This is a genomic window from Parolsenella catena, assembly GCF_003966955.1.
Lineage (GTDB): Bacteria > Actinomycetota > Coriobacteriia > Coriobacteriales > Atopobiaceae > Parolsenella > Parolsenella catena.
Map to the genome: position 1 here is coordinate 1153736 of NZ_AP019367.1, position 16026 is coordinate 1169761.

Consider the following 16026-nt stretch of genomic DNA (forward strand, 5'->3'; position numbering starts at 1 on the left):
AACGTCGATTGGTAGCGACATCGACGAGGCGCGCACGGAAGTCTCCGACTTGCGCCCGGGAGCCCTGAGCTGCCGGGCGCTTTTTCGTACCCGGATCACCTGAGAGAGATTGACGCAACGAAGCCCAAGCACCGCCTACCCAAGGAGGAACACCATGTCCGACATCACCCCCGAGGTCGAGAAGACCTTCCACTTCGAGACCCTGCAGCTTCACGTCGGCCAGGAGAGCGCCGACCCCGCCACCGACTCGCGCGCCGTGCCCATCTACCAGACCACGAGCTACGTCTTCCGCAACTCCCAGCACGGCGCCGACCGCTTTGGCCTCGCTGACGCCGGCAACATCTACGGCCGCCTGACCAACTCCACGCAGGGCGTCTTCGAGGACCGCATCGCCGCGCTCGAGGGTGGCTCGGCCGGCCTTGCCGTTGCCTCCGGCGCCGCCGCCATCACCTACGCCATCCAGGCGCTCGCCAAGGCCGGCGACCACGTCGTGGCCCAGAAGACCATCTATGGCGGCTCCTACAACCTGCTCGAGCACACGCTCTCCCAGTTCGGCATCGAGACCACCTTCGTTGACGCCCACAACCTCGACGAGGTCGAGGGTGCCATCAAGGACAACACGACGCTCGTCTACCTCGAGACCCTCGGCAACCCCAACGCCGACATCCCCAACATCGACGCCATCTCGGAGATTGCCCACAAGCACGGCCTGCCCGTCGTCGTGGACAACACGTTCGGCACCCCCTACCTGTTCCGTCCGCTCGAGCACGGCGCCAACGTCGTCGTCCACTCCGCCACCAAGTTCATCGGCGGCCACGGCACCTCGCTGGGCGGCGTCATCGTCGACGGCGGCAACTTTGACTGGAAGGCCTCCGACAAGTACCCGCAGATCGCCGAGCCCAACCCCTCCTACCACGGCATCTCCTTCGCCGACGCCTGTGGCCCGGCCGCGTTCGTGACCTACATCCGCGCCATCCTGCTGCGCGACGAGGGCGCCTGCATCTCCCCGTTCAACGCGTTTTTGCTGCTCCAGGGCACCGAGACCCTCTCGCTGCGCCTCGATCGCCACGCCGAGAACACCAAGAAGGTCGTGGAGTACCTCGCCAACAACCCGCTCGTCGAGAAGGTCAACCACCCGAGCCTGCCCGACCACCCCGATCACGAGCTGTACGAGAAGTACTTCCCCAACGGCGGCGCCTCGATCTTCACGTTCGAGATCAAGGGTGGCAAGGACGCTGCCTGGAAGTTCATCGACAACCTGCAGCTGTTCTCGCTGCTCGCCAACGTCGCTGACGTCAAGAGCCTCGTGATCCACCCGGCCAGCACCACGCACTCCCAGCTCACCGACGCCGAGCTCGCCAACGTGGGCATCACGCAGTCCACGATTCGCCTCTCCATCGGCACTGAGCACATCGACGACATCATCGCCGACCTCGAGCGCGGCTTCGCGGCCGTCAAGCAGGGCTAGTCCTTGCCCCATAGGCAGCCATCGGGCGGGTTCCTCCGGGAGCCCGCCCTTTTCGTGACAGGGCGCGAGGAAGCAGACAACCTGTCATCCCCTCCCATAGCCTTACGCTATGCACCGCCATTGGGAAAGAGACGCGTTCAATCGCTGGCGCGCATGCGATACTGGCTGCACCAATCCCCAGCCCAACCGTCCCAGAGAGGACTCACCATGACAGACAAGCTCAAGGGCCCGTTCCGCTACGACATCGTGGGCAGCTTCCTGCGCCCGCAGGCCATCCACGAGGCGCGCGCCCAGCACGCCGCCGGCAAGATCTCGTTCGAGCAGCTCCGCGAGGTCGAGGACGCCGAGGTCGCCAAGCTCATCGAGAAGGAGAAGGCCGCAGGGCTGCATGCCGTGACCGACGGCGAGTTCCGCCGCCGCTGGTGGCACCTCGACTGGCTCGCTGGCTTCAACGGCATCAAGGTCTACGACTTCAAGACCGCCGGCTTCGGCATCGAGAAGGTCATGCAGGGCACCTACGTGGACTCCCCGCTCTCCTTTGACCCCAACCACCCCTTCCTCGACGGCTTCCGCCGCACGCAGAGGCTTGCCGGCGACACGCCCGTCAAGCAGACCATCGCCGGCCCCAACATGGTGACGCTCGACTCCGTCGTGCTCTCCCAGCAGTACGCCGCCAACCCCGTCTACGCCAACCTCGACGAGCTGCGCCACGACCTCGCCAAGACCTACCAGGATGCCATCCGCGCCTTCCACGACGCCGGCTGCCGCTACCTGCAGCTCGACGACACGAGCTGGGGCGCGCTGTTCTCCGGCCGCTTCCGCGACAAGATCGAGGCCTGCGGCTATGACCCCGACGAGCTCATCGACGTCTTTGGCGACATCACGGACGAGGCGCTCGAGAACAGGCCCGAGGACATGGTCATCACGACCCACATGTGCAAGGGCAACTTCATGAGCCACTGGCTCTACGAGGGCACCTACGAGACCATCGCCCGCCGCCTGCTGGGCATCCGCGGCTTCGATGGCTTCTTCCTCGAGTACGACGACGAGCGCTCCGGCGACTTCGAGCCACTCAAGCACCTGCCGCAAGACACCGACCAGCGCGTGGTCCTCGGCCTCGTGACGACCAAGAAGCCCGAGCTCGAGGATGCCGAGCGCATCCGCGAGCGCATCGCCGAGGCCGCCAAGATCGTGCCGCTCGAGCGCCTGTGCCTCTCCCCGCAGTGCGGCTTCTCCTCCACCGAGGAGGGCAACTCCGTGGCCGAGGAGGACCAGTGGAGAAAGCTCGCCCTCGTCCGCGAGGTAGCCGAGTCCGTCTGGGACGACGCCTAGGACCAAAGGGGGCCAAAGGGGACGGGTTCATCTGGTCTCATATGGGTCGGGACGCCACGCGCGTCTCGACCCTTTTCATTACAGCCGAGGGAGACTCATGCTGTCGCCAGTCCATAGTTTTACCCTATGGATTTGCATACATGATGCGTAGTACCGCATAGCTCGCGTTCGTGAAATACTATTTCCCAGCAGAGAACAAGGTATTCGAGAAGGAGAGTTCCATGCCCTACAAGCACAACGCCCCGTTCCGCTATGACGTCGTCGGCAGCTTCCTGCGCCCTGACGTCCTCAAGCAGGCCCGCGCCGACCACGCCGCCGGAGTCATCGACGACGCCGCCCTCACGGTGGTCGAAAACGAGGCCATCCGCGACCTCGTCGCCAAGCAGAAGGCCGCCGGCCTCCACGTCATCACCGACGGCGAGTTCCGTCGCAGCTACTGGCACCTCGACTTCATGTGGGGCCTGCAGGGCATCGAGCGCCGCACGAGCCGCACCGGCTATATGTTCCACGACGAGGAGACCACCGCTGACACCGCCGTCGTCACGGGCAAGATCTCCGGCGAGAACCACCCGTTCGTGGAGCACTTCAAGTTCGTGAAGGCGCTCGAGGAGGACGGCCAGGTTGCCCGCCAGACCATCCCCGCCCCCATCCAGACCTTCTCCGAGGTCACGCTCGACCGCTGCGACGGCCAGATCGAGAGCCTGCGCTCCGTCTACCCTGACGACGAGGCCCTCATCGCTGACATCGCCGCCGCCTACCGCACCGTCATCGCAGACCTCTACGCCGCCGGCTGCCGCTCCATCCAGTTCGACGACTGCACCTGGGGCATCTACTGCGACACGGACTTCGTGGCCAAGACCGGCATGAAGCCCGTCGACATCCAGAAGGTCTCCGAGCTGGGCGTTCGCCTCAACAACCTCGCCATCGAGGGCAAGCCCGACGACCTCGTGATCAACACGCACGTCTGCCGCGGCAACTACCACTCCACCTACGCCTTCGCCGGCGGCTATGACCCCGTCGCGCCCTACCTGTTCGCCAACGAGAACGTCGATGCCTTCTACCTCGAGTTCGACACGCCTCGTGCCGGCACCTTCGAGCCGCTCAAGTACGTGGCCCCCGGCAAGAAGGTCGTGCTTGGCCTCGTGACGTCCAAGCAGCCCGGCCTCGAGGACGAGGAGCTGCTCGAGAAGCGCATCAACGAGGCGGCCAAGTACGTGCCGCTCGAGAACCTCTGCCTCTCCCCGCAGTGCGGCTTTGCCTCCTGCGAGTGCGGCAACAAGCTCACCGAGGACGAGCAGTGGGCCAAGGTCGCGCTCGTCCGCCGCGTGGCCGAGAAGGTCTGGGGCGAGGCGTAAGGCGCACTCGGCTCACACGACCGTAACGACAAACTCCGCCTCCCGGAACGAAATCGAGCGATTATCGCGCGAGAACGTCCGGGAGGCGGAGTTTTTGCATGCGAAGGGGAGCCTGTCTGCTGGCCCCTACAGAGGAAGCGCCATGGCGAGGGCGGCGGCACGAGCCGCGTGCCCCATGAGCTCGGCGGCATCCGGCTCGTCGGCGCCGAGCCCGGCCAGTGCGCTCACAAGCGCCACGTCGAGCTCGTCGCTCATCTGGCCCAGCTCCATGGCACGCAGCGCATAGGGCGCCGCGCCCTGCAGGCAGGCAAGGGCAGACGCACGCGTCTGCGCACCCTTCTCGCCGCGCTCGATGCGCGCGAGAACGTCAACGGCGCTCCCACGCGCCACGCCACGGTGCTCGGCCACATGCTTGCTTCGGGCACGAACGGCCTCGCACGCCTCGCGGATGCGCGCTGGCTCCACATGGCCCGCAGAGGCCGAAAGCCCCTCGATGACCACGCCGAACGCATGCCCGCACGGAACGAACCCAGGGTTGGCGTCCATCGCCGCGCACATCGTGGCGCCAAGCCCCACGAGCTCGGCCACGAGCTTACGCTGAAGCCCCGCGACCTCCCGGATGCGCTCGCTCAGCTCCTCGCCACCGATTCCCTCAACCTTGCCGTGCACGACCTTCTCGCCCATCTCGGCCTCCCATCGCAGTCGATATCCCCCGCGATGGTAACAAAGAGGCCCGCCGGCAGCCACACGGCCACCGGCGGGTCACAAAACCTGACAAAGGGGAGACGATTCCGCAGTCAGCTACAGCTTGAGCGTGGAGGCCACCTCGGCAGCGCAGGCCAGGGCGTCTGCCATGGCGCTCACGACGAGCGAGGAGCCGTTGCGTGCGTCTCCGGCGGCAAACACCGGCGTGGCACCGATGCTCGCGGCGGCGCGGTGCGAGGCGGGCGTGGCCATGACGGGCAGCGGACGCCCCTTCTGGGCCAGGCCGACGCCAAACGCGTCGAACACGCTCTTCTCCGGGCCCGTGAAGCCGCAGGCGATGAGCACGAGCTGGGCGGGCACCTCACGCTCGGACCCCTCGACGCGCTCCGGCTTGCCGTGGCTCCAGTCCAGGTCAACGACGCGCAGGCCACGGACGCCGCCGTCCTCGCCGCGCAGGACCTCGAGCGTGTCGACGCCCCACTCGCGCATCTCGCCACCCATAAGCTTGATGGCCTCCGTCTGGCCATAGTCGGTCTTCATGACGTTGGGCCACTGCGGCCACGCGTCTCCTGCCGCGCGCTCCTGCGGCGGGCAGGAGAGGAACTCGAACTGGCGCACGGAGCGCGCGCCCTGGCGCACGGCGGTGCCCAGGCAGTCGTTGCCCGTGTCGCCGCCGCCAATGACCACGACGTCCTTGCCCGCGGCATCGATCGCAGGCGCACCGCCGTCGAGCACGCTTCTCGTGGCGCTCGTGAGGTAGTCCACGGCGTACGCCACGCCACCGCTCGTGAGGCCCTCGGCAAAGCCCGTGGCCCCAAGCCCGCGCGGCTTGCACGCACCGGCCGCCACCACGACGGCGTCGAACTCGCTGGCCAGCGACTTGGCCACGGCGGGGTCCGCCGCGTCCACGCCCAGGCGGAACTCGATCCCGAGCTCCTCCATGAGCCTCACGCGGCGCGTGACCACGGACTTGTCGAGCTTCATGTTGGGGATGCCGTACATGAGCAGGCCACCCGCGCGGTCGTGGCGCTCCACCACCGTGACGCGCGCACCCCTGCGCGCGAGCTCCCAGGCGCTCACGAGGCCGGCCGGCCCCGACCCCACCACGGCCACGCTCGGGGCGTCCGCCGCGGCCGGCTCAAAGCGCGCGGGGCCGCCGTGCGCCCACTGCCAGTCGCTGATGGCGCGCTCGTTGTCGTGAATCGTCTCGGGCTCGTCGGCGCGCCCCAGGTTGCAGGCGGCCTCGCACGGCGCGGGGCACACGCGGCTCGTGAACTCGGGCATGGGCGAGGTGAGCGCCAGCCTCTCGGCCGCGCCCTCCCACTGCCCGCGGTAGACGAGGTCGTTCCACTCGGGGATGAGGTTGTGCAGCGGGCAGCCGCTCGGGCGCGCGTGGCCAAACGAGATGCCCGTCTGGCAGAAGGCCACGCCGCACATCATGCAGCGGCTTGCCTGCACCTGCTGCCGCTCGGGGCTGAGCAGCTCATAGAGCTCGTCGTAGTCCTTCGTGCGCTCGGCCACGTCGCGCAGCCCATGGGCCTGCCTGCCGTGCTCGAGAAACGCTCCTGGCTTGCCCATGGCTAGTTCCTCCCCGTGATCTTGTCGAAGGCCACCTGCAGGGCCTCCTCGTGAGACTTGCCGTCCGCCTCGGCGGCGGCCACCGCCTCGAGCACGCGCTCGTAGTCGCGCGGGATGACCTTCACGAACTTGTCCTTGTACGCGTCAAAGCGGTAGAGCATCTTGATGCCGCGCGGGCTCGAGGTGCGCGCCACGTGCTCCTCGATGAGCGCATGGATCTGCGCAAGCTCTTCTGTGCTCGGGGCCTTGAGCTCCACCATCTCGGTGTTGCAGCGGCTCTCGAGCGTGCCGAACTCGTCGAACACGTAGGCCACGCCGCCGCTCATGCCCGCGGCGAAGTTGAGGCCCACCTCGCCCAGCACGAGCGCCGTGCCGCCGGTCATGTACTCGCAGCCGTGGTTGCCCACGCCCTCCACCACCACGGTGGCGCCGGAGTTGCGCACGGCAAAGCGCTGACCGGCCAGGCCGTTCACGAAGCCCTTGCCACTCGTGGCGCCGTAGAACGCAACGTTGCCCACGATGATGTTCTCGTCGAACTTGTAGTTGGCGCGCGCGGGCGGGCGCACGGAGAGCGTGCCGCCCGAGAGGCCCTTGCCAAAGTAGTCGTTGGCATCGCCCTCGATGGCGAGCGTCACGCCGCGGGGCAGGAAGGCACCAAAGCTCTGGCCGCCCGAGCCCGTGCAGTCAACGACGATGGACTCGTCGGGCAGGCCCTCGGGGTGCGCGGCGGTGACCTCGTGGCCCAGCATCGTGCCCACGCAGCGGTTCACGTTGTCGATGTCCGCGTGGAAACGGATGGGCTCGAGGTGCGTGCGCGCGTCTGCCGTGTAGGGCACGAGCAGCGTGGCATCGAGCGTGCGTCCCATCTCGAGGTCGGGGGCCATGGAGGGCAGGAAGTGCCTGCCCTCCGCGCCCGGGATGCTGCGGCCGAACTCGTTCGTGCCGTTCGCGAGCACGCGGGACAGGTCAACCTCGTTGGCCTTCCAGTTGTCCGACACCTCGACCTGGCACAGGCACTCGGGGTGGCCCACCATCTCGTCGACGGTACGGAAGCCCAGGCTCGCCATGATCTCCCTGAGCTCGGCTGCGGTGAACTCCATGAAGTTCACGACCTGCTCGGGCGTGCCCGTGAAGCGGCCGCGCAGCTTGCAGTTCTGCGTGGCGATGCCCGCCGGGCAGGTGTCCTGCTGGCAGTCTCGCTGCATGAGGCAGCCCATGGCCACGAGCGGCATGGTGGCAAAGCCAAACTCCTCGGCGCCGAGAAGCGCGGCGATGGCAACGTCGCGGCCGTCCATGAGCTTGCCGTCCGTCTCCACGACCACGCGGCTTCGCAGGCCGTTGCGAAGCAGCGTCTGCTGCGTCTCTGCCAGGCCGATCTCAAACGGGATGCCGGCGTGCCAGATGGAGTCGCGCGGCGCGGCGCCCGTGCCGCCGTTGTGGCCGCTGATGGTGATCTTGTCGGCCCCGCCCTTGGCCACGCCCGTGGCGATGGTGCCCACGCCCGCCAGCGCACACAGCTTCACGGAGATGCGGGCGCCCGGGTTTGCGTTCTTGAGGTCAAAGATGAGCTCGGCGAGGTCCTCGATGGAGTAGATGTCGTGGTGGGGCGGCGGCGAGATGAGGCCCACGCCGGGCGTGGACTGGCGCACCTCGGCGATCCAGGGGTAGACCTTCTTGCCGGGCAGGTGACCGCCCTCGCCGGGCTTGGCGCCCTGGGCCATCTTGATCTGGATCTCGATGGCGCTGGACAGGTAGCGGCTCGTGACGCCAAAGCGGCCGCTCGCCACCTGCTTGATGGCACTCTTGCGCGAGTCGCCGTTGGGCAGCGGCACCTCGCGGACCGGGTCCTCGCCGCCCTCGCCGGTGTTGGAGCGCCCGTGCAGGCGGTTCATGGCGATGGCGAGCGTCTCGTGGGCCTCCTTGGAGATGGAGCCGTAGCTCATGGCGCCCGTGTTGAAGCGGCGCACGATGGACGAGACGGGCTCGACCTCCTCGAGCGGCACGGGCGTGCGGCCGGCCGCGTCAAAGTCGAGCAGGTCTCGCAGCGTCACCGCACGGCCCGGCCTGTGGACGACCTTGCCGTACTCGCGGAACAGCTCCATGTCACCCTCTGAGCAGGCGCGTTGCAGCAGGTAGATGGCGCGCGGCTCGATGAGGTGCTCCTCGCCGCCGAGGGGGCGCCACTTCGTGAGGCCCAGGCTCGGCAGCTGGTTGGGAGACGGGCTCTTGGCAAGCGCCACGGCGCTGTCGTAGCGCTCGTTCTGCTCGCGCTGCACGCCCTCGATGCCAAGGCCGCCCACGCTCGTGGTTGTGGCCGTGAAGTAGCGGTCCACGAGCTCGTCGGACAGGCCGATGATCTCGAAGATCTGGGCGGAGTGGTAGCCCTGCATGGTCGAGATGCCCATCTTGGACATGATCGAGGTGATGCCGGCCGTCACCGCGCGGTCGTAGTTGGCCACGGCCTCGTCGCCGGGCAGGTCGATCTCGCCGCGGGCCACGAGCTCGCGGATGCAGTCGTGGGCCATGTAGGGGTAGATGCCGCTCGCGGAGTAGCCCACCAGACAGGCGAAGTCATGGGCGCACAGGGCGTCGCCCGTCTCCACCACGATGTCTGCGAGCATGCGCACGCCCGTGCGGATGAGGTGGTTGTGCACGCTGCCCAGCGCGAGCAGGCTCGGGATGGGCACCTCGCCCTCCCCCGCGCGGTCGGAGATGACCACGATGTTGGTGCCGGCGCGCACGGCGTCCTCGATCTGGTGGTCGAGCGCATCGAGCGCCGTCTCGAGGGCGCCCTCGCCGGCGTCACGGCGATAGGTGGCGTGGAAGACCTGCGTGCGGAAGCCCACGCGATCGATGGCGCAGATGCGCCTGAACGCGTCATGGGTGAGCAGCGGGCCCTGCAGGCGCACGAGGCGACAGGTGTCGCGGCAGTCCTCGAGCAGGTTGCCGTGGTTGCCGAGGTAGAGCACCGAGCTCGTGACGAGGCTCTCGCGCAGTGCGTCGATGGGCGGGTTCGTCACCTGGGCGAACAGCTGGTGGAAGTAGTCAAAGAAGCTGCGCGTCTTCTTGGAGAGCACGGCAAGCGGCGCGTCGACGCCCATGGAGGCCAGCGGCACCTTCGCCGAGGCGGCCATGGGGCGCACGGCCTCGTCAACGTCATCGTAGTGGTAGCCGTGGCGGGCGAGGCGCTGCGTGAGCGAGAGCCCCTCGTCGGGCTCGGCAGGCAGCTCGGAGGCCTCGGGCTCGCGCAGGTCGCGGATGTCGAGCGTCTCGTCGCCGAGCCAGTCGCGGTAGGGCTTCTCGTTGGCGTACTTGTCGCGGATCTCGTCGTTCCACAGCACGCGGCCCTGCGCGGGGTCCACCTCGAGCATCTCGCCCGGGCCCAGGCAGCCCGTGCGCAGGATGTTCTCGGGCTCCACGTCGATGGTGCCCACCTCGGAGGACAGGATGAGGCGGTCGTCGCGCGTGACGTAGTAGCGCGCGGGACGCAGGCCGTTGCGGTCGAGCGCCGCCCCCAGGATGCGACCGTCCGTGAACGCGATGGCGGCCGGACCGTCCCAGGGCTCCATGAGCATGGACTGGTAGGCGTCGTAGGCGCGGCGCTTCCCGGACAGGTTGGGGTTGTGGTCCCACGGCTCGGGGATCATGAGCGTCACGGCGCGGTCGAGGGGTCGGCCGTTCATCGTGAGGAACTCGAGCACGTTGTCGAGGATGGCGGAGTCGGAGCCCTCGCGGTTGATGATGGGCAGCACGCGCTCCAGGTCGTGCTGCAGCACGGGGCTGTACAGGTTTGGCTCGCGTGCGCGGATCCAGGACACGTTGCCGCGCAGGGTGTTGATCTCTCCGTTGTGGATGATGTAGCGGTTGGGATGCGCGCGCTCCCAGGAGGGCGTGGTGTTGGTGGAGTAGCGCGAGTGCACGAGCGCGAGCGCCGTCTCCACGGCGGCATCGTTGAGGTCAGTGAAGAAGCGGCGCATCTGCGTGGCCACGAGCATGCCCTTGTACACGATGGTGCGCGAGCTCATGGAGCACACGTAGAAGATCTTGTTCGCGAGCGCCGGGTTCTTGTCCGCGGCGCGCTCGATGGTGCGGCGGCACACGTAGAGCTTGCGCTCGAAGTCCTGGCCGGCCTCGACGCCCTCGGGACGGCGCAGGAACGCCTGCATGATCGTGGGCATGCAGGCCTTGGCGGTGTCACCCAGGTCATGCGGGTCAACGGGCACGCGGCGCCAGAACATGAGCGGCACGCCGCACTCGGCGCAGCCCTCCTCGAACACACGGATGGCCGCGGCCACGGCCTCGGGGTCCGCCGCGCCGTCCGTCTCGCCGGTCTCGTCGCTGTGGGGGAAGAACAGCATGGCCACGCCGTAGTCGCCGGCGTCGGGCAGCAGCTGGCCCTCCTTCTGCGCCTCCTTGCGGAAGAAGCGGTGCGGGATCTGGAACAACACGCCGGCGCCGTCGCCGGTGTTTCGCTCGAGGCCCTTGCCGCCGCGGTGCTCGAGGTTCACGAGCACGGAGAGCGCGTCGTCGAGCGTCTGGTGGCTCTTGACGCCCTTGAGCGAGGCGATGGCGCCGATGCCGCACGCGTCATGCTCGTAGCTGGGGCGATACAGGCCTTGCTGGGAGGCTTTCTGCTGGTGAGACTCCATGGTGAGGTCCTTCTCCGAATGTTCACGATGGCGCCGCCGCACATGGGTGCAGGCAAGCTCTCGCTACTTTAGGAGCCGGATATGTCACCTCCGTTACGCCAACGCGGGCGCAACACGCATGAAGCAATCTTGTAACAAGGATGGGGCTGACGCGTTGCACGAGACGCACCGACCCCTAGTACGCCTCGATCTGCTTGATCATGACCTCGCGACCGCGCAGCAGATATGTCTGGTCGCTGCCACATGCCGGGCAGATGCGCCCGTGCTCCACGGTGCCGTAGTCGGTGCCGCACGCCTCGCAGTGCGTCACGGCAGGGATGTCCTCCACCTCAAGCTCGCAGCCCTCCATCATGGGCTCGCGCGCGCAGGCCCACTTCCAGGCGTCGCCGAGAAGCTCGGGCACCACGCCGGAGACCTCGCCGAGCTGCAGGGTCACGCGCCGCACGGACGTAAGGCCGTTGTCCGTGGCGGCCTTCTTTGCGTCGTCGATGATGTAGAAGACAATTCCTAGCTCGTGCACGCGTGACTCCATACGTGTGAGGGAGGGACGCGAGCCTGCGCCCCTCCCTTGGCGAATATAAGCTGGCCGAGAGGTGCGTTACCTCTTGCGGCCGAACATGATCTTGGCCTGGCGCTTCGCCGCGTACTTGAGCAGCGCCGGCACCTTGTTCTCGCTCTTGACCATCACGGAGCACTCGGGGCGCTCGCGGCGCAGGTGAATGGCGTCGAACGCGCACTTGGTGGTGCACAGGCCGCAGCCGATGCACTTGTTGGGATCCACGATCGAGGCGCCGCAGCCCAGGCATCGGGCCGTCTCGGCGCGCACCTGCTCCTCGGTGAGGGTCCTCACGTACTCGGAGAACGGGGCGCGTTTCTCGGCCTCGTGGTCGATCTCGGGCTGCTGGCGGCTGGCGGTGTCATAGGAGCCGAGCTCCGCGTCCGCCTTGTCAAGCTCGCGGTAGCTGCGCTGGTTGCGGCCGATCGTGAGCGTGCCGCCCTGCACGAAGCGGTGGATGGAGACGGCAGCCTCGTGACCTGCGGCGATGGCATCGATGGCAAACTTGGGGCCGGTGTAGACGTCGCCGCCCACGAAGATGTCGGGCTCGGCGGTCTGGTAGGTCTTGGGGTCTGCCACGGCGCCATTGCCGCGTCCCAGCTCCACGGCACTGCCCTCGAGAAGGCCGCCCCACTCGATGCTCTGGCCGATGGAGAAGACCACCTGGTCCGCCTCGACGTCAATCGTGTCGGCCTCGTCGTACTCGGGCGAGAAGCGACCGTCCTCGTCGAAGACGCGGGTGCAGCGCTTGAAGCGCACGCCGGCGGCATGGCCGTCGCGCACGAGGACCTCGGCCGGGCCCCAGCCGCACGAGAGGCGCACGCCGTCGCTCTCGGCCTCGGCCACCTCCTCGTTGGAGGCCGGCATGATGTCGCGGGTCTCCAGGCACAGCATGTCCACGTTCGCCGCACCCAGACGCGCCGCCGTGCGTGCCACGTCGATGGCCACGTTGCCGCCGCCCACGACGACGACGCGCCTGCCCACGGCCGGCACCTCAGTACCCGCGAGCTGCGCCTCCGCAACGCCGCGCAGGAAGTCGACGGCCACGGAGACGCCCTCGGCATCCTCGCCGGGCACGCCCGCGAGACGGCCGCCCTGGCATCCGATGGCCACGTAGAACGCCTTGAACCCCTGCTCGCGCAGCTGGGCAAGCGTCACGTCGCGGCCCACCTCCACGCCATAGCGGAACTCGGCGCCCATGGCCTCGATGATGTCCACCTCGGCCTGGATGACGTCCTTACCAAGCTTGTAGGCGGGGATGCCGTAGGTGAGCATGCCGCCGGGACGCGCGCCTCTCTCGAACACGACGGGCTTGTAGCCACGCTCGGCCAGATAGAAGGCGCAGGACAGTCCCGCCGGGCCGGCACCGATGATGGCGATCTTCTCGGTGAAGTCACCCTCGACCTTGGGGCGCACCTGGGACGGGATGTAGCGGGTGCTCGCGTCGAGGTCGAGCTGGGCGATGAACTTCTTGACCTCGTCGATGGCGATGGCCTCGTCCACGCGGCCGCGCGTGCAGGCGTCCTCGCAACGGCGGTTGCAGATGCGACCGCACACGGCCGGCAGCGGGTTCTCGCGCTTGATGAGGGCAAGGGCCTCCTGGTAGCGACCCTGGCTCGCGAGCTTGAGGTAGCCCTGCACGGCGATGTGGGCCGGGCAGGCAGTCTTGCAGGGGGCCGTGCCGCCCTCGTGGGTCTCGATGCGATTGTCGTTGCGGTAGTTGGGGCTCCACTTCTCCGGGCCCCACTTCACGGTGTCGGGCAGCTCCTGGCGCGGGTACTCGGGCACCTTGCCGCCCGCCTTCTTGGAGCACAGCTTCTGGCCGAGTTTGGCGGCGCCGGCCGGGCACACCTCCACGCAGCGTCCGCACGCCACACAGCTCTTGGCGTCAACGTGGGCCACGTAGGCAGAGCGCGAGAGGTTGGGCGTGTTGAACAGCTGCGAGGTGCGCAGGGCGTAGCACACGTTCACGTTGCAGTTGCAGATGGCGAAGATCTTGTGCTCGCCGTCGATATTGGTGATCTGGTGAACGAAGCCGTTGTCCTCGGCGCGCTGGAAGATCTCGAGGGCCTCCTCGCGCGTGATGTAGCGGCCGCGGTTGGTCTCCACGACGTAGTCGGCCATGTCGCCCACGGCGATGCACCAGTCGTTGAAGTCATCTCCGCAGCCCTCGCCCATGCGCTGGCGACTCATGCGACAGCTGCAGGCACTCGCGGCGTATTTGCCGTCGTACTTGTCGAGCCAGTGCTTGATGTGCTCGATGGAGATGGATTGGTTCTCGTGCTCGATGGCGCGCTCGACGGGAATGACGTGCATGCCGATGCCCGCGCCTCCGGGCGGCACGAGCGGCGTCGCACGGGAGAGCGGTCCCTTCGAGGCCTGCTCGAAGAACTTGGCGAAGACCGGGTGCTCCTCGAGCTGGCTCCAGCGCATGTTGAGGAACTCCGCCGATCCCGGCACGAGCATGGGGAGGACCCACTGCTTCTCATGCTGGGGATTCTCCCAGTTGTATTCGAGGAGGCCCACGTAGGAGACCTCGTCGAGCATGGGTTCGAGCTTCTCCGGCGGGATGCCCGTCGCCTTGACAGCGGCCTCGAGCGTGCAGGGCACGCGGACCTTGAGCTTGACGAGCATGTCGGCCTGCTCGTCGGTGGCCGCCTCGGCGAAGCTCCAGTACTCGTAGGGCAGGAGCTCGTCCTTGCCGAGGATGCGGTTGGTGCAGTGCTTGCAGAGGGCCACGATGCTCGGGCGCGGGTTGTCGGGAAGCTCGGGGACGAACTCGGATCCGATGTCAGGCTCGGTGTAGGAAATGCCGGGGCCGTTAATGATCATAGTCACTCCTCCGGGTTGGGGCGTAAGAGGCGGATCTGGGAGACGGACGGACGCGCGCGGGCGTACGGATGCAGGCGCAGGCCCGCCGTTACTCGCCTGGATAGTGCGGGGCCTCGCTGTTGGCCGGCGTGGCCTTCTCGAACGTGCCGGTCTTCCATGCGGCGACGGCGGCGCGCAGCCATGCCGCCCACGCGCCTGTGCCCTCCCCCGTCTTGGCGCTCATCGGGATGACCTTGGCACCCGGGTTTCGCAGGTGCACGTTCTCCTCGCAGCGTGTGAGGTCGAAGTCGAAGTACGGCGCCACGTCCATCTTGTTGACGAGGACGACGTCGCAGACCTCGAACATCAGCGGATACTTGAGGGGCTTGTCATCACCCTCCGGCACGGAGAGGATCGCGACGTTCACGCTCGCGCCCGTATCGAACTCCGCCGGACACACGAGGTTGCCGACATTCTCGAGAATCGCGAGGTCAAGGGGAGCCGTGCCCGCGGCCTCGGCTGCGGCCTCGAGCTCCGCGAGGCCCTGGCGGCACATAGCGGCGTCGAGGTGGCACATGCCACCCGTATGGAGCTGGATCGCCGTGACACCCGTCGCGGCCATGGCGCGCGCGTCGACGTCTGAGTCGATGTCCGCCTCCATGACGCCGATGGAAAGGTCGCCGGCAAGGGCCTCGATGGTGCGTGCGAGCGTTGTGGTCTTGCCCGAGCCGGGGCTGCTCATCAAGTTAAGCAGGAAGGTCTTGCGAGCACGGAGCTCGTCGCGGAGAGCGTCCGCCGCGCGGTCGTTGCTCGCGAACACACTCTGTTTGACCTCGATGACGCGGACTTCACGCTCGTGCGCGTCCTTCTCGGTATCTTCCATGTCTCTCCCCTCGTAAGCCACGCTCATCCCCATGGGCATATGCGGGTGATTTACATAATCTAATTGAGTGTACAGGGGCAGGCGACTCACGCCCGCAGGCAATCGCCAGACGGCAGAGACATAAATTGCCCGCCCCGCGCACGCGCGAGGCGGGCAACATGTCACATAGCTTGGACAATCAATACAGGCTAGCTTTCGAAAACCGTAAGCTCCGAGCCATCCTCCTCCTTAATCACTAAGGTGCTAAGGACCTTCGTAACAGTAGAGTCATCTTTGCCATTAAACGTTGTCGTAAACACACAGTAATACGAATTGTCTTCAAAGACGGAGGCCAAGATGCCAGAACCAGTCTTGTCTTTCGTTGTACATTGATAGACCTTAAGACCATTCTGGTTATCGGTCTCCTCGAGCTCACCGACCGTGGCGTCCGAATTTGAAGAGACACCCGAATAAATAGCCCGGGCAACCAATTCACTATCCAAGTTGGCCGAGAATGTGGTTTTGCCGACAGCCATTATTATTCCATCGTCAGAACCCCACGTCACGGAGTTGTTACCGTTATCCACCTGCATCTTCCATCCGTCTGGATGCTTGATAGCGAAATCTAGAGCCTCTTCTTTTGTCCAATTCGCAGTCTCATCAACGCTCCCACAACCGTCCAGCAAGATTGTTGCAGCAGCAATAGATAC

At 66.9% G+C, this 16026-nt stretch carries 10 protein-coding genes; 3 read left to right on the plus strand and 7 right to left on the minus strand.

All coding sequences use genetic code 11. The features are described 5' to 3' along the window. Nucleotides 1-154 precede the first annotated feature (154 nt). The 3 genes from Pcatena_RS05270 to Pcatena_RS05280 all read left to right on the plus strand — a co-directional run bounded on the left by Pcatena_RS05270 (nucleotide 155) and on the right by Pcatena_RS05280 (nucleotide 4155). Entirely contained in the window at nucleotides 155-1468 is a 1314-nt protein-coding gene (locus Pcatena_RS05270) for an O-acetylhomoserine aminocarboxypropyltransferase/cysteine synthase family protein (RefSeq protein ID WP_126422299.1), read from the plus strand. A gap of 207 nt (nucleotides 1469-1675) precedes the next feature. Continuing rightward, complete coding sequence (locus Pcatena_RS05275) at nucleotides 1676-2800, plus strand: 5-methyltetrahydropteroyltriglutamate--homocysteine S-methyltransferase (protein WP_126422301.1); 1125 nt, start codon at nucleotides 1676-1678, stop codon at nucleotides 2798-2800. 221 nt (nucleotides 2801-3021) lie between these two features. Continuing rightward, the gene (locus Pcatena_RS05280; protein ID WP_126422303.1) at nucleotides 3022-4155 is read left to right on the plus strand and encodes a 5-methyltetrahydropteroyltriglutamate--homocysteine S-methyltransferase; all 1134 of its coding nucleotides are present in this window, start codon (nucleotides 3022-3024) and stop codon (nucleotides 4153-4155) included. 126 nt (nucleotides 4156-4281) lie between these two features. On the opposite strand, the gene Pcatena_RS05285 is transcribed toward Pcatena_RS05280, so the two are convergent. From Pcatena_RS05285 to Pcatena_RS05315, 7 genes are all read right to left on the minus strand, one after another. Further along, nucleotides 4282-4839: an anaerobic carbon-monoxide dehydrogenase catalytic subunit gene (locus tag Pcatena_RS05285; RefSeq protein WP_126422305.1), complete on the minus strand. Its 558-nt coding sequence runs from the start codon at nucleotides 4837-4839 to the stop codon at nucleotides 4282-4284. Nucleotides 4840-4956: 117 nt separating this feature from the next. After that, nucleotides 4957-6438: a glutamate synthase subunit beta gene (locus Pcatena_RS05290; RefSeq protein WP_126422307.1), complete on the minus strand. Its 1482-nt coding sequence runs from the start codon at nucleotides 6436-6438 to the stop codon at nucleotides 4957-4959. Nucleotides 6439-6440: 2 nt separating this feature from the next. Beyond that, nucleotides 6441-11087 carry a glutamate synthase large subunit gene (gene gltB, locus Pcatena_RS05295; RefSeq protein ID WP_126422310.1) on the minus strand — a complete coding sequence of 1549 codons (4647 nt, stop codon included), beginning with the start codon at nucleotides 11085-11087 and terminating at the stop codon, nucleotides 6441-6443. Nucleotides 11088-11262: 175 nt separating this feature from the next. Then, nucleotides 11263-11607, minus strand: coding sequence for a hydrogenase maturation nickel metallochaperone HypA/HybF (locus tag Pcatena_RS05300; protein WP_126422312.1), 345 nt, complete (start codon nucleotides 11605-11607; stop codon nucleotides 11263-11265). Nucleotides 11608-11685: 78 nt separating this feature from the next. Then, the gene (locus tag Pcatena_RS05305) at nucleotides 11686-14475 is read right to left on the minus strand and encodes an FAD-dependent oxidoreductase (protein WP_126422314.1); all 2790 of its coding nucleotides are present in this window, start codon (nucleotides 14473-14475) and stop codon (nucleotides 11686-11688) included. An 88-nt stretch (nucleotides 14476-14563) separates the two neighbouring features. Continuing rightward, nucleotides 14564-15337 carry a hydrogenase nickel incorporation protein HypB gene (gene hypB, locus Pcatena_RS05310; protein ID WP_126422316.1) on the minus strand — a complete coding sequence of 258 codons (774 nt, stop codon included), beginning with the start codon at nucleotides 15335-15337 and terminating at the stop codon, nucleotides 14564-14566. 188 nt (nucleotides 15338-15525) lie between these two features. Continuing rightward, nucleotides 15526-15903, minus strand: a complete 378-nt coding sequence (locus tag Pcatena_RS05315) for a hypothetical protein (RefSeq protein WP_126422318.1) — start codon at nucleotides 15901-15903, stop codon at nucleotides 15526-15528. Nucleotides 15904-16026 lie beyond the last annotated feature (123 nt).